This is a genomic window from Bacteroidota bacterium (assembly GCA_016713765.1).
GTDB lineage: Bacteria > Bacteroidota > Bacteroidia > AKYH767-A > 2013-40CM-41-45 > Pollutiaquabacter > Pollutiaquabacter aromativorans.
Map to the genome: position 1 here is coordinate 2,403,018 of JADJON010000001.1, position 16,190 is coordinate 2,419,207.

At 52.8% G+C, this 16,190-nt stretch carries 6 protein-coding genes and 1 riboswitch; all 6 genes read left to right on the forward strand.

Annotation, left to right across the window (positions count from 1 at the left end):
* Window positions 1-132 precede the first annotated feature (132 nt).
* Window positions 133-1,311, forward strand: coding sequence for an acetyl-CoA C-acyltransferase (locus IPJ96_09320; protein ID MBK7910546.1), 1,179 nt, complete (start codon window positions 133-135; stop codon window positions 1,309-1,311).
* 74 nt (window positions 1,312-1,385) lie between these two features.
* Entirely contained in the window at window positions 1,386-2,165 is a 780-nt protein-coding gene (locus IPJ96_09325) for a C40 family peptidase (protein ID MBK7910547.1), read from the forward strand.
* A 123-nt stretch (window positions 2,166-2,288) separates the two neighbouring features.
* Window positions 2,289-3,791: an OmpA family protein gene (locus IPJ96_09330; GenBank protein ID MBK7910548.1), complete on the forward strand. Its 1,503-nt coding sequence runs from the start codon at window positions 2,289-2,291 to the stop codon at window positions 3,789-3,791.
* A 455-nt stretch (window positions 3,792-4,246) separates the two neighbouring features.
* Complete coding sequence (locus IPJ96_09335; protein MBK7910549.1) at window positions 4,247-10,036, forward strand: T9SS type A sorting domain-containing protein; 5,790 nt, start codon at window positions 4,247-4,249, stop codon at window positions 10,034-10,036.
* A gap of 307 nt (window positions 10,037-10,343) precedes the next feature.
* A complete protein-coding gene (locus IPJ96_09340; GenBank protein ID MBK7910550.1) occupies window positions 10,344-14,618 on the forward strand; it encodes a hypothetical protein in 4,275 nt (1,424 codons plus the stop codon).
* 100 nt (window positions 14,619-14,718) lie between these two features.
* Window positions 14,719-15,882: a GNAT family N-acetyltransferase gene (locus tag IPJ96_09345; protein MBK7910551.1), complete on the forward strand. Its 1,164-nt coding sequence runs from the start codon at window positions 14,719-14,721 to the stop codon at window positions 15,880-15,882.
* Between the two features lie 39 nt (window positions 15,883-15,921).
* Window positions 15,922-16,103, forward strand: a riboswitch (cobalamin riboswitch).
* The last annotated feature ends 87 nt before the right edge of the window (window positions 16,104-16,190 follow it).

The following is a 16,190-nucleotide window of genomic DNA, read 5'->3' on the forward strand; positions in this document are numbered from 1 at the left end:
GTTTGTTCTCGACAGGACGAATCTGCATAAAAGTAACCAGGCTCCTGCGAATGGTCGGAGGGAAATTTCAACAGGCTCCGGCTAACACCGTGGGACTAAGTTTGCTACCTTTGCACACCCAAAACCAAGACCATGAAAGAAGTCTATATCGTCTCCGCAGTTCGTACACCGATCGGAAGTTTCGGCGGTACCTTGTCCGCCCTATCCGCCCCACAGCTTGGCTCCCATGCCATCAAAGCGGCGCTGGAGCGCATCAAGTTGGATCCGAAAGAAGTTCAGGAAGTTTATTTCGGCAATGTACTCTCTGCCGGAGTCGGTCAGGCACCGGTCACCCAGGCCTCCATCGGCGCAGGGCTTCCGAACACCGTACCCGGTACGACGATCAATAAAGTATGTGCCTCCGGCATGAAAGCGATAACTCTTGCTGCAGAATCGATCCTGCTGGGCGACAATGATTGCGTGGTCGCGGGAGGAATGGAGAGCATGAGTAATGTTCCCTACTACCTCGACAAGGCACGGAACGGGTACAAACTTGGACACGGGTCGGTTACAGACGGACTGGTGAAGGACGGACTATGGGATGTGTACAAGGATTATCATATGGGTAACGCTGCCGAGTTGTGCGCCACCGAGTGCAAGATCAGCCGCGAGGAACAGGATGCGTATGCCCTGGAATCCTACCGTCGTTCGGTAGAAGCCTACAAGAACGGAGCCTTCAAAGACGAGATCGTGCCGATCAGCGTGCCGGTACGCGGAAAAGATCCGATCGTCGTATCAGAAGACGAGGAGTACAAGAATCTCAAGGCCGATAAAGTGCCTTCCCTGAAACCTGCCTTTCAGAAAGACGGAACGGTAACCGCAGCCAATGCATCCAAATTGAATGACGGGGCAGCGGCACTGGTGCTCATGAGTAAAGAAAAGGCCGATCAACTCGGTATTCGACCGATCGCGAAGATCCGCTCGTATGCGGATGCGCAGCAGGCACCGGAATGGTTTACGACGGCTCCTGCCAAAGCGCTCCCCCGCGCCATCGAAAAGGCCGGACTCAAACCCGAACAGATCGAATACTACGAGATCAACGAAGCGTTCTCGGTGGTCGCGATCGCCAACAATCAACTGATGAAGCTCGATCCCGCCAGGGTGAACGTGTTCGGTGGTGCCGTTTCACTCGGACATCCGTTGGGAGCCAGTGGTGCGCGCATTGTCGTGACCCTGATCTCCGTGCTCAGGCAGCGCGGTGCGAAGATCGGTGCAGCCGGTATCTGCAATGGTGGCGGCGGAGCCAGCGCCATGGTGATCGAATTGGTTTGAACCTGTTGACATTCGCTTTCGTAAAACGGGAAAGGCTCGCTGGAACCTTTCCCGTTTTGCATTAATTTAGTCGCATGTTTGCCATTTGCCCTTTAAGTGTAGTGCCGGTCAGAAAAGAACCGAGCGACCGAAGCGAAATCGTTACCCAGCTGCTCTTCGGTGATCTGGTGGAGATACAAGACCGACAGGACAATTGGCGAAAGATCAAAGTGCTGGATGACGATTATCCGGGATGGGTTGACAAGAAACAATTGCGCGCCATGGAAGAATCGGAAGTGCGCACCATTTTGAGCGCCCCCCGAACCGTGACACTGGACATCGTTCAATTAGTTGTCTGGGACCAGCACCAGATGATTCCGGTCGTACTCGGAAGCAGCCTGCCCGGCTATCATGACAAGCAATTCAAGATATCCGGAACTGCCTTCCTATATGAGGGTTCCGTAACACAGCTATCGAAGCCTGACCCGGTACACATGCTGGAACATGCGTATATGTACCTGCACGCCCCTTATCTGTGGGGTGGAAAATCTCCCTTTGGAATCGACTGCTCGGGCTTTACCCAGATGGTTTATAAACTTTCCGGCATCCGTATCCGGCGGGATGCATGGCAACAATCCGAGCAAGGAACACCGGTTCCAAATATCCAGGAAGCGCGTGCAGGCGACCTCGCTTTTTTTTCCAATGATGAGGGCAAAGTCATTCACACCGGAATCTTACTTCCCGGTGGCCGGATCATGCATGCCAGTGGCCGTGTCAGGATCGATGAACTTGATGCTACCGGTATCTTGAATTCCGATACCGGGCAACTCAGTCACCGCCTTCATTCCATACGCAGGTATGTGAATCTTCCCTAAGATCCTACGGGTCACTTAGGTGCCTGAAGGCGATCATTTTAGGAATTTGTTGAAAAAACGCCCTTGTTTGTTAATGAAATTAACAATTAATTTGGTCATTACCTTAACCAAAACCGCGAACTCATGAATTGCAGAACATTTAGTCACTTGTTGCTTGGCCTTGCCATGTTGCTGGTGACCGGCACAAGCATGGCCCAAAATGCTGAATTCAAATGGGGACTGGGATTCCACGGAGCCTTGGTCGAATCTAAGACCAGCCTTGGTGATAATTTCTTCAGTTTCAAGGTGAATGACAAAACCTTTGGCCAGGGCATTTCTATCAATCGTTACCTGAACAAGTCTTTTGATCTGGGATTGTTCCTGCTGCATGGAGCCATGTCGCAAAAGAAGGATCCCTATTTCATGGATGACCTGGTTTACACGGCAGATCTTCGCCTTCGTTACAAACTGTACAACGGGTACATTTTCAACGAAGATGCCTGCATCGGACCTTATCTGACAGCCGGTATCGGCGGTGCTTTCGGTGATGTGGAAGCAAATGGACCTAAGGAGAAAATCGACGATAATATGGTTGCCGGCCTCGACATCTATGCCGGAGCCGGAATCCGTTTCCGCCTGAGCGATCAGGTCAGCCTGGATTGGCAGACCGGTTTACACATGCCTTCGGACAACAAGTGGGATGCTAACGAAGACGGCGACAAGGACCAGTTCCTCGAGCACTCGCTCGGTGTGATCGTCAACCTCGGTGTTGCTAAGGATAGCGACGGCGATGGCGTTTCCGATAAGAACGACAAGTGTCCGAATACCCCTGCCGGTGTCAAAGTTGATGAAGCCGGATGTCCGCTCGACGGCGATAAGGACGGCGTGGCCGATTACCTTGATGATTGCCCGGCAGTGCCTGGTGTTGCCGCCCTTAAAGGCTGTCCGGACAAGGACAATGACGGCGTTGCTGATCGTGACGACCGTTGCCCGGATGTTGCCGGCCTGATGACCCTGCAAGGTTGTCCGGATGCGGACGGTGACGGGGTTGCCGATCTGGATGACAAATGCCCGGATACCAAGGCAGGATATAAAGTAAACGAAACCGGTTGCCCGATGGACAGTGACGGAGACGGTGTAGTGAATGAAGAAGACGATTGCCCGACCATCAAAGGTGCCGCTTTCCTGAAAGGTTGTCCGGATGGTGACAGCGACGGCATTGCCGACAAAGACGACAAGTGTCCTACGGTAGCCGGCGTTGCCAGCAACAAAGGTTGTCCGGAGATCCCGAAAGAGATCATCACCCAGATCACCAAGATCGCCAGCAAGATCTTCTTCGAGACCGGTTCCGATAAGCTGAAGAGCGCCTCTAAGACCCAGCTTGACGACCTCTCCGACATCCTCAAGAAGTATCCGGAAGCGAAACTTTCCATCGAAGGCCACACCGACAACACCGGTGACGCGCAGAAGAACATGGTGCTTTCGCAGAAGCGTTGTGAGTCTGTAAAGAACTACCTCGCATCGAAAGGAGTCGACCCTGAGCGCATGAAAGCCACCGGTTACGGCGATACCCGTCCGGTTGCAGACAATAAGACTTCGGAAGGCCGTGCGAAGAACCGTCGCGTGGAGTTGAAGACCGAGTACTAAGAAAAGCCGAACAACGGTAGAGACAGAGCCGCTCCATTCGGGGCGGCTTTTCTTGTTAATGGTTCCGGGTTTCGAGTTTCGGGTTCCGGGTTTAGTTGAAGGTTGAAGGTTGAAGGTTGAAGGTCGCTCACATCGTTACAACGTTCAAACGTTTAAACGTTTAAACGTTCATTAAACCCGGAACCCGGAACATCTTTCAGCCCCGCGCAGCGGCATTCGCCACGCATTTCACGCCGTTCGCCCAAAAGAACTTTACAAAATGTCAACAATTATTTGCCAATTCCAATTTGTACATTATCTTTCGACCCGTCAAACTGCCCATGGATAAAGGCCTACGCTCAATCTGGTGGAATTTTAGTTTTATCATACGTCGACCGGTGCCGTCGTTGGTGTCGGTTTCCTCATATCATCCCCTGAAACACAAACAACAACCAATAACTCAAAACAACAGTAACATGAACAAGCACACTTACACTCCAATTCAGCGATGGAATCGCTGGTTGTATTGTCTGATTCTGCTGCTGGCTTTTGGTGTCTCTCGTTCACAAGGGGCCACTGCCATCATTGGAACAGGTACATCAACGACTAATGGATCAACAGCAGATCCTATTGAACGGTATTACAACTACATCCATTTCCAAATGGTTTGGACGGCAGCAGAGTTGACGACTGCCGGAATGTCTTCCGGCTCAACCATTACGGCGATGGGGTTCTCCGTATCCGAGTCAGCAGTTTCCTTATCGAACTATACCATTTCGATGGGACTGACGTCACAAACGCTTGCCAATCCTTATATCTCTTCTGGCTTGACAGTCGTTAAGAACTCGTTTACGTATGCTCCCGTTGTTCAAACCGCAGGAAACTTCGATATGATAACTTTGGATGTTCCGTTTGTTTGGGATGGAACCTCGAGCATTGTTGTCAATACCTGTACTGGTTCAAATCCGTTCACATCTCCTTATGGTGGCTTGCGTTATACCACAGCCACCTCGGGTGCGGTTCGTTATGTCCGGACCGACGGATCCAGCAACTGCGCCACTGCTACCGGAACAAATGGCACCAATCGACCCAATATTCGTTTTGATTACACGGCAGGAACACCTTGTTCCGGCACTCCGAATCCCGGAACGGTTCCTTCGACCGCCGGTTACTGCGTGCCTGGAACCGTCTCAATTGCATCAACAGGTTATACAACCGGAGTTAGTGGACTCAGCTTCCAATGGGAAGAATCCGATGACGATGGTGCTGGCGACCCTTGGGTGAACGCTATTGGTGGCTCCGGAGCCACCACCGCCTCTTATACTTCTCCTTCGCTCACCGGCGCTCCAATCTACTACCGATTGAAAGTGAGTTGTTCTGGAAATGATGCCTATTCGAATTCTTGTTACGTGAGTGCTTCGGACTGTCAGTTCGATGTGACTTACAACACGGGTATTTCGTACTCTTCGATTGCCGGCACCGGATCGAACTATAGCTTCCCCGGCACTACCACGGATGATCAGACATCGAACACCCTTTCGCTGGCTGGAACCACCTTCCAGTACAAAGGACAGACTGTCACCGGCTTGAAGGCCTGTACCAACGGCTGGATCACGTTCAACACGGCATCCACCTCGACGGAATACAGTAACAACATCGGAACATCCTCCACCACCCTTCGTGCAATCCTGGCTCCTTTCTGGGAAGACCTCGTTTGTACCGGTAACCCCGCAACCACGGCCGGTCTTAACGCTTCTATGAAATATCAGATCGTGGGCACCCTGGGTTCCGGTTCCGCGCAGATCATCTGCGAATGGATCGGTATGGAAACTTACGGTAACGCAGGTCCGAACCTGAACTTCCAGGTCGTACTGGATGAGAACGGCAACACCATCACCTACAACTATGGTACGATGGAAGGCTTCAACGGCAGCGCTAACTTCGGTTATGCTTACACCATCGGCATGAATGGATGGAGCTTTGCCACGCCGGGCAGCTATACCGATGTCATGGCGCTACGGGATGATTTCACCACGAACTTCGACTATACCCCTTCGACCACGGCCAACTCCGGCCTGAACTCGAAGAACTATCTGCCGGCTTGTAACAGCCAGTATGTGTTCAACCCAGTGACCAACTACGCGGGTCCGGGTTCAGCCCCGACCTATGCTCCTGGCAACGACGAATCCGGTTCTGCTTTTGCCTTGTCGGTGAATGCCGGACCCTGTACCCAGTATTGCGGCACCTACTACGAAGGTCGCGGTGCTACGGCTTCCAGCGGAATCCCGGTCTGTTCCGCGGGTTCTCCCGGTACTCCGGATGACGATGTATGGTTCTCCTTCAACGCTACCACATCTTCTCAAACCATTACGGTTCGTGGTGGCGGCGGTTATGACGCGGTTGTCCAGTTGTTGGACGGCAGCCTCAACGCGATCGCTTGCGTGAATGCTACCGGAACGGGTCTTACAGAGACCATTAACGCCACCGGATTGAATCCCGGCGACCCTTATTATATCCGAGTGTACCATTCCGGCACGGGTGCAAACACTGTTCCGACTTCTGGATATACCACCGCAGGTATTTCCGCGTTCTCCATCTGCGTGAACGAAGTTGTTCCTCCTCCTGCCAACGATGACATCTGCGGCGCTGTGGGCCTTTCAGTGAACACTTCCTGCGTAGCTACCAACGGCACTTCCCTGACGGCTACGGCTTCTCCGCAGTCCGTCTGCGGCGGTACTGCCGATGACGATGTATGGTACTCCTTCGTGGCTCCGACTTCCAATCCGGTGGTGACGGTCCAATCGGGCACCGGTTACAATGCCCACCTGCAGGTTTACAGTTCGAGCGACAACACCTGTACGGGCACCTTGACCTCGCTGGGTTGTATCAACAACACCTCCACGGGCGGTGCCGAGACTTTCACCGGCTCCGGTCTCACGGCGGGTAACACCTACTTCATCCGGGTTTACAACACTGGTACGGGCCCTGCCACAGGCGTGTTTACCGTGTGCGTAACGGCTTCGGTTCCGAACTGTGCCACCTCCGGCATCAGCCCTTCAGATGGCGGAGTAGCCACTTCCACCAGCCAGACCCTGAGCTGGTCCGCAGTTTCCGGTGCTACCGGTTACGACGTGTACCTGGATGCCAATGCACCCGCAACTTCGCTCGTATCGGCTAACCAAGTCGGCACTACTTATGTAGCAACCGTCAGCGGAGGCAACACTTACCACTGGCTGGTTATACCTAAGAACGGCATTGGCGATGCCACGGGTTGTGCTGAATACACCTTTACCGCAGATGCACCGGCGTGTCTTGCTAATCCGACCTCTCCGACGAATGGCGGCATTTCCTGCGTCAGCGTCAGCGCTACTTCAGTGAGCTGGCCGAGCGCTCCCGGTGCTACCAGCTACGACGTTTACTTTGATGCAGGTTCGGGCCCGGCTACTTCCCTTGTGTCTCCTGCACAAATAGGTACTTCCTATAGCGCCGGTGTACTGGCAGCAGGAACCTATGCCTGGAAAGTCGTTCCGAAGAACGTATTCGGTGACGCGATTGGTTGCAGCGACTGGACCTTCACGGTAACTCCGGCTCCGGCTGGTGATGTGCTTGGTACTGCAATTCCGCTGACTTTGCCGGCTACCGGCACTTCCGACAATCTGAGCTCCAACTGCTGGCTGAACAACTTTACCGGCATCGACAACCAGTCTTCTCCGGACGTGTTCTTCACCTTCACCACCGGTAATTGCACGGATTCGATCATTATCGATCTGGGCGGTTCCGATTTCGACACCTATTTGCATTTGCTGGACAATGGCGGTGCAGTGCTTGAAAGCGATGACGACGATGGTCCTCTTGCCACTTCTTACATCAAGCGTCAAGTCAGCCCAAATACCCAGTACTACATCGTCATGGAGGGTTACTCCACCAACACCGGTAACTTTGGTTATACGGTTACGGAAGTCAACAATCCTGCCATGAGTGTATCCGCTGTTGCAACCGACGCTTCCTGCTTCGGTGGCAGTGACGGTCAGGTAGTTGTAACCGCTTCGGGTGGTGTCGCTCCTTACACGGGTGAAGGCACCTTCACGGGTCTTTCCGCAGGTACTTACAATTACACGGTTACGGATGTGAACGGTTGTTCTGCCAGCGGTTCCGCAACGGTTGGTGAACCGACACAGGTAGTCGCTACCTGCACGCCGACCGACGCAACCTGCCCGGGCTTCTCGGACGGTTCTGTAACGGTTTCCGCTACGGGCGGTACCGGTGCTTACACCGGCACCGGCACTTTCGGCGGTCTTGCTGCCGGTACGTATAACTACACGGTTACCGATGCCAATGGTTGTTCCGCTTCCTGCAGCGCAACGATTGGTAACTCTTCTACGCTCTCTTCGGCTCCGACCGGTGCTACGGCTTCTTCAGCCAACATCTGTCTGGGTAACAACGTGACCCTCTCGGTTTCTGGCGGTTCCCTGGGAACCGGCGCTAACTGGGTATGGTACGCCGGCGCCTGCGGTGCAGGTGCTCCGATCGGCACGGGAGCTTCAATCAATTACACGCCTGGATTTGCAGGTAACTTCAACTACTTCGTACGTGCAGAAGGCGCTTGTAACACAACCGCATGCGCTTCGGTCAACGTAATCGTATCCTCCGGTTCTCCGGCTGGTACCATCTCCATCACCAGCGCACCGGCTGCCGGTTGCGTCGGTGGTTCCGATGTGATCACCACGAACTCCGTACTGAACGCTACCGGTTACAACTGGAGCGGTCCGCCGCAAGTCCTGTTCAACGGTCAGCCCAGCCCGTACATCTCCGCTACCAACTCGGTAACGGTATCGTACACGGCTCTCCCGACCGGTGGTCAGTCCGGCTGGAACATCTGCGTGCAGGCTGTCAACGCCTGCGGCGCTTCGCCGAACACCAAGTGTACCTGGATCCGTGCTACCCTCACCCAGCCGGGTGCCATCACCGGTAGCGCAATCGCTTGTCCGAGCAGCTCGGGTACCTACTCGATCTCCGGTGTCGCAGGTGCTGCATCTTACCAGTGGACCGCAACCGGTGCCGGCATGACGGTTTCCGGAACCGGCACTTCCGCTACGGTAACCTTCGGAGCCGGCTTCACCAGCGGTACGCTTTGTGTATCCGGTGTTACCTCTTGCGGATATGTTGGCGCTTCCCGCTGCATGACCATTTCGGCTGCTCCGGTTATTCCGGGTACCATCTCCGGTCCGTCAACGATCTGTCCTGGTGGATCTGCTTCCTACTCCATCGCAGCTGTTCCTGGTGCAGCCTCCTATATCTGGAGCGCGACGGGTTCGGGTGTAACTGTTGTCGGTAGCGGTACCAGCGCTACGGTTTCCACCACCAGCGGCTTCACCGCGGGTTCGGTTTGCGTAGTTGCAGTCAGCTCCTGCGGAAGCCCGATTGGCAACTCTGCACAGCGTTGTAAGACCATCAGCACCGGTAAACTCGGCACCCCGGGTAACATCACCGGCGATCCGATCAACGGCGTTTGCGGTCAGACCTATACGTACAGCATCCCGGCCATGAGCGGTGCCACCAGCTATGCCTGGAGCCTGCCTTCCGGTGCTACGGGTTCGTCCTCGACCAACTCCATCACGGTGACCTTCTCCGGCGGCTTCACCACCGGTCAGATCTGCGTTAATGGTGTCAACGGTTGCGGTGCAGGATTCCAGCGTTGCGTGACTGTTAACGGTAACCCGTCCAACGTCACCGGCCTGACGACTTCAACTCCGTCTCCGTGTATGGGTACCGACATCCTGGTGACCTGGAACGCTACCAACGGCGCTTCAACCTACGAAGTACTGGTTCCGGTTGGTTACACCGTGCTCACGGGTACTCCGACCTCCAACACCTTCGCGATCGTGAACGCCGGATTCTCCAATGGTTCCATCGGTATCCGTGCCAACAGCAGCTGTGGCAATTCCGGTACGGCCACCCTGGCCATCACCCCGGTTTCTTGCCGCGTAGCTGGTTCTGCTGACGTTGCTGCCGCTCTTCGCACTGAAGTATTCCCGAACCCGACCACCGGTACGGTGAACATCCGCTTCAACAGCGAGAACAGCGACATGCAGTATGTGGTGAACGTCACCGATCTGAGCGGTCGCGTTATTCTCTCCGAGCGCAACAAGGCTTCCAAAGGTTCCAACCTGCACACCCTCGACCTGAGCGGTATGGCAAAAGGAACCTACCTGGTCAGCCTCCTCACCGACAACGGTAAGGAAGTTGTTCGCGTCACGGTAGAATAATCCAATACCTGGTTAACTTAAAAGCCGGTCCCTTTCGGGACCGGCTTTTTTTATAGGGTCAAGTCTTGAACCGGACTTCGTCCTACTGGTCAATGGGCCAGTTACCGATAATTCATCCCCGGATTCCATCCATTGGCCAAATGCACCATTGCCTCTGCCCGAAAAATTGAATTTTCCCTAAAAAACTCGATATTTTAGGAAGATTTGATACACATTTCTTATCAACAAGTATTGATAATCAAGCGTGAAAAATCTATTTTTACTCAACTTGGAAAATGGCCATCAACCCGTTTTTCCATTGTACTCAGTGAAACACACCTACTTCGACAGTAATCGCAAGTCGATCTGCCATGGGCGTATTATGCCATTGCGGTGGATCGTGCTCGTCTTCTGCTTTCTTGGCAATTTCAACTACGCTTTTTCGCAAGCTACAGTTACTGCCAGCGGCACCTGGTCCACTGCGACCTGGAGTCCTGCGGCGCCGGTTGCAGGCCAAAGTGTTACGGTCAATGTCGGCTGTACCCTCACGGTCGATCAAAGCACTCCGCTTCTCAATGATCTGACAATTAATGGCGTTGTAATCATTTCAAATACCGCGGTCAGCATCATGTCCATTGGCGGTAATATCACGGTGAATGCCGGGGGACGTTTGGAGAACAACGGGGCCATCGAATTCACAACACTCGGAAAGAACTTCACCCTGAATGGTAATGCAACCTATGTGCACAATCCGAGAAACAGCGGCCTGCTCGATGAAAGCATCTTTGAATTAGGCAACGAAGTATTTTCCGCTACCAGTAATCTCATCATTCAAAAATGGTTTGATCCATCCGTACCGCTCGGCAGCGCTGACCGCGTACAGTCTTCCATCTTCGGAAACGTTACGCTCAGCGCGCCCATCGGAGGACCTGGCAACTGGGATCAGGATGGTTGCTTTGCCCTACCGGTATCGAACCGGATCAGGGGTAAACTGACCGTTACCGAAGGCACCATCGTGATGGACGACGGGACCGGCAACACCAGCAACCTTGCATTGGGTGATGTGGACATCCTCAACAACGGCAACATCGTCTTCCAACGCGGCCAGAACCGTTCGCTGACGATGACTTCCGGCAATTTCAACCTCAGCAACAATATCGCCGCCAGGACTACAACCGTCATGGATACGTCGTTCGGTGTTCTCAACTGGACCATCAACGGTAACATGACGATCAACGGCAACTTCAATGCTGTCTTCGGCAATAACTACAGCACGGGGGCCGATATCCGAGTTACGGTGAATGGAAACCTGACGATCGGAGCCGGTATTTCGCACTTCGTGAACAAAGCGGATGCGCCTTTGCGTGTCACCGTAAGCGGCACCACGACGCTGGCCGGCATGAGCGGTGGTACCTATTGTACTTTCATCGAGGGTGGTAATGGCAACCTCAATTTCATCACCAACAATCTTGTGGTGAGTGGTGGGCAGAATTGGTATTTTGCAGGTAATCCAGCAGCAGGATTGCAGGCAAAAGGAACGGTTAATGTTACAATAAATAATGATTTTAACATCTCGGGAGTTGCAAATATTCATTTTGCATGGGCTGATTCGATGATAAATACAACCACGATTATAGTTTCCCGTGATCTAAACTTAACTGGGAGTGGAACACTTATCGCATCCACCACTAATTCGGCACTAATTTTTCGAGTATTAAGGAATTGGAATCATTCGTCTGGTAAATTTATTGGGCAGAACAATCCTAATTGTTCAGGAGCTGCCAGTATCAATGTTGGCGTTAACTTCACTTTTAGTTCAATCGTCTCCACTGATGCTTTCATTGGAAATCGGGGGAACGGTACCACAACAATACAATGTAGCGGTAACTGGAATGTCCTTAGTTCAGGATCTGCATCTGGGCAAGGTGTTATTGGAGTAGATGGATCTGCATCTTCATTAACTTTTAGTGTGACCGGAAACTTCGTCCAGAATGGCGGACGTTTCATTGGCTCGGAGCGCGGTAGCGGCAACATCAATATCACCGTAAATGGTATTCTGGACATGAATGCCGGTACCTTCCGGGGCATCCTGAATACTACCTATTCCGTTCCCGCTAACGCGACCTTCCTGGCAGGCAGTATTGATTATGACGGCGGACTGTTCAGTGTCTATCATGCCGCCAACAACAATGGCTCCGCAGGCACCATGTCAGTTCTTGGAAACTGTAAAGTGAATTTTGGTGCGGTCAGCGATGAGTTCTATTTCATCGGGATTCCACAGGTCATTCCAGATGTGAACACACTCATTTTGAACCTCACCATCTCCGGAACGCTGACTATTAGCGGTGCCAATGGCAAATTTGTGTCCAGCGAAGCCGGGAATACTGAAACGGTCACCATCGGCAACATCAACATCTCTAACGGGCGAAACAGTTTCAATGGTGAGCAGGGCTCAACTTACAGTAATGGGCACCTGGTCAACCTGACAGTCAATGGCGCTGTCAACATCAGCGGTGGAACCACCTTCTTGTCAGCATTCACCTTCCCGATCACTGCTACTATCAACGGTGACATCACCATCACCGGTGGAGACCTTTCGATCAAGGGTGACGCCAACTCGACCATTTCCAATGTGAACGTACTCGGCGGCTTCTTCATGTCCGGCGGGAATTTCTACTTCCACAACAACGCGTCTGTTCCCGTGAGCAGTTCGATTAATATGACGGTTAACTCGAATGATGATCTGGTGGGTGATTTTGTCCATACCGCCGGGAACATCTACTTTGACAATGGAAACCCGTCCAGCAACAATCTGAAGCTCTTTATAAAAAGTCCGAGTATCACTTGGTCAGGAAGTGGTCAGATTACGACGAGTAATCCCGGTACAGGAACAACCAATGGCTATATCATTTTTAACCGTGCCGGTACGTCCACCTTTAATCGATCTGGCAACCACTTGATTCAGCAAGTTTATATGACCGTGGAGTCCGGCAATACGCTGGACCTTGCAATAGGAGACATTCAATTGGCCAGCCATCCTAACCTGGCCGGATTGCCTCTTTTCCTGATGGTGAACAACAACGGGGTACTGAACATGCGTACCAACAAGTTGTTCTCCAACGCGCTCGAAATGTATTCCGGCATTTCCGTACTGGGTCGTGTTCGCACCCAGAACGTGAACGGTATCTATGATGCTACAACGAATGCCAGCTTCTCTACAACAGTGGACGATAGTCTGGACTACTACCTTTCGTCTGGCTCGACGGTTGAATATAACGGTGTCGATAACCAAATCGTTTCCGGAGTCGGACTCGGACGTGCCCGTAGTGTGCAGCATCGCTATGCCAACCTGGATATCAATTTCGGCGGTACCGCCAACACGGAATTCGTATATCCGACCAATGCTCCCAATGATTCCGCAGTGTGGGTGCGCGGAAACCTGGTATTGACCAATGGCGAATTGAACCTGGACAACGATCACGTCCCTTCGAATAGCGGCGGTCGAATGGTATATGTCGAGACCAGTGCAGCAACGGGAATACAACGTACCAACGGCTATATCCGTTCGGAAACCGAAGATGGATCGGGGCGTTTGAAGTGGAATATCGCTGCAAGTACCGGCGCGCATGTGGTTCCTTTCGGTTATGACGCGAGCAACTATATTCCGTTCACGTATAATATGGCTTCGGGAAGTACGGGAAGCCTCTACGCGGCAACCTATCGTACGAACGCAGCCAACCTACCCTATCCGCCGACGGTCACACATGTTCGGAATAACAGTAATGTGGATAACAGTGCCAACACGGTTGACCGGTTCTGGTATCTCCAGGTCAGTGGTACCACTACGAACGCAGCCTTGACGTTTGTCTGCACACCTTCCGAGCTCGGATCCATCGCCAGCCCACGGGCTCAGCGCTGGGTTGCACCTATGGTTTCCTGGACCAATCCGCCTCCCGGCACCCAGAGCAATCCGGCATCCAATTCCGCGCTTGCAACAGGCGTAGGAGTTTACAATAACTGGTGGACGTTGGCGGGAGCCAGTAACCTCCTGCCGATCGAATTGCTTGCATTCGAAGGTAAATGCGAAGGCACTGCCGTGGTGTTGCGATGGGTCACTGCTTCCGAAACGAACAACGACCACTTTACGCTTGAACGCTCCGCTGATGGAATCAGCTGGGAAACCCTCGCGATGCTCCCCGGAGCCGGGAACAGTACTGTTGAACGGTACTACAGTTTCAACGACAACCAGCCTTTGCCGGGTATCGGATTTTACCGGTTGACGCAAACGGATTTTGACGGTGTCTTCGAGATCTTCGACCCGATCAAAGTCCGCAGTTGTGAAACCCTGCACGACCTTACCGCTGTAGTGACCGGTTCCATCGGTTACAAAAAAGAACTGCTGGTAGAAAGCCCGGATGCCGGTAACTACCAGTTGGAGTTGCTTGGATCTGGCGGTCAGTTGCTTTGGAGCGCCGAACTTAGTCTCATTGCGGGTTTCCAGCGTATCGAATTACCGACCGACCGGCTAGCCAGCGGTATCTATTTTGTCCGGTTAAACGGTGAAAAAGGAAGCCTCAGCAGGAAATTCGCTGTTCAGCAATAACCTTTTAATTGCCAGAGCGCCGGATACAATTTTTTCAGCCCTCGCACGTCTTACTTCTAATGTTGCTTTCCTCCAACAAGGTTGAAAGCGATTGATGCTTGTGCCGGTACATTCCGAACCAATTCAAGGCTACCGAATTCATTGGGCTGACAGTATCCTGGAGGCGGGAATCGCTTCCGAATGGACATCGTTCCCATCGTCCTCGACAGACACCCTCGATGCCGGTTATCTCGCAGCCCTGGAACAAGCGCAACCCGGTGATCTGAGTTTCCGGTATGGTCTGCTTTACTACCGGGATGATGGTCAACCTGTAGCCCGTATCGCCCTTCAGGTACTTAATTTCACTTCCAGGAATTTTAAGTTTCCAAAAACGACCTGGAAAACACTACTGGCCATGATCGCGCTGCGTTTTCGGCGCTTCCGGGTAATCATGGCTGGTAACCTGTTTTCCGTCGGGAAGCCCATGATCGATTGTCCCGACGAAGATCATCTTCCCGCGCTACTGCAGGCAACCGAAATCGAAGCCCGACGGTTGAACTACGATCTACTCTTGTTGAAAGACTTGCCGGAGTATTGGCACGAATCAGTCTTTGAGAACGCAGGCTATCATCCGTTCGAGGCGGATCTGACCATGCAACTATCGCTGCCGGCTTCCTGGAACTCCTTTGACGATTATCTGCACGCTCTTACAAAGAAATACCGCCAACGCGCAGTCAAGATCCGACGATCCGGATCCCTCCTGGAACGGAGATGGCTCACACCAGCGGAAGTCCGAACCGGCGCAAATGCGATCAATCGATTGTTTCGGTCGGTCCAGGAAAAGCAGGTGGTACGGATGGGAATAGTGGATGTACGCTATTTCCTCGCGTTATCTACGGCGCTTGGCGATCGCTTTCGCATGCTTGGGTATTTCCTCCAGGACCGGCTCGTGGGGTTCGCCTCGTATATCCGCCATGGTGACGAATTGGAAGTTCATTATATCGGTATGGACTATACAGTAAATGCCACCCACCAACTCTATTTCAACATCCTGCTGGACGGGATCGAGCATGCAATCCGTGACCGATATGCTAAGCTTGAACTGGGTCGAACCGCCCGGGAAGCGAAGGCTGTTTGTGGCTGTCGGCCGCACCCCTTCCGGGACCGATACAAAACCCGAAACGCAGGGATCCAGCGGCTCTTGAACCGGATGGCCGCAAGTTTCACCGAAGATGAAGGAGCATCGTGGCAGATCCGACATCCGTTTGGCGAAAGGATGATATAAGCTTCGGATAACTATCGTTTTTTAGTTTCCTGAATTGTCTACCTTGCACCGGAATGCGGTTCCGCCTTCGGCGGATGAAAAGGGAATCACGTGAAAACCGTGAACAGTTCCCGCTGCTGTGAATCCCAATAGAGGTTTTGCCTTATTGCCACTGTTCCACGAACGGGAAGGCGGTGAAACCGGGATGAGTCAGAAGACCTGCCGTGTTCGTTAACCATCAGCTTTCGGGTAAAAAGCATGAATGGCGAGAGTCTCTTTTCTTTCGTTTCATTCCGCGATTTGCCCGGTGTTGAGTAAAGCATTTCTCT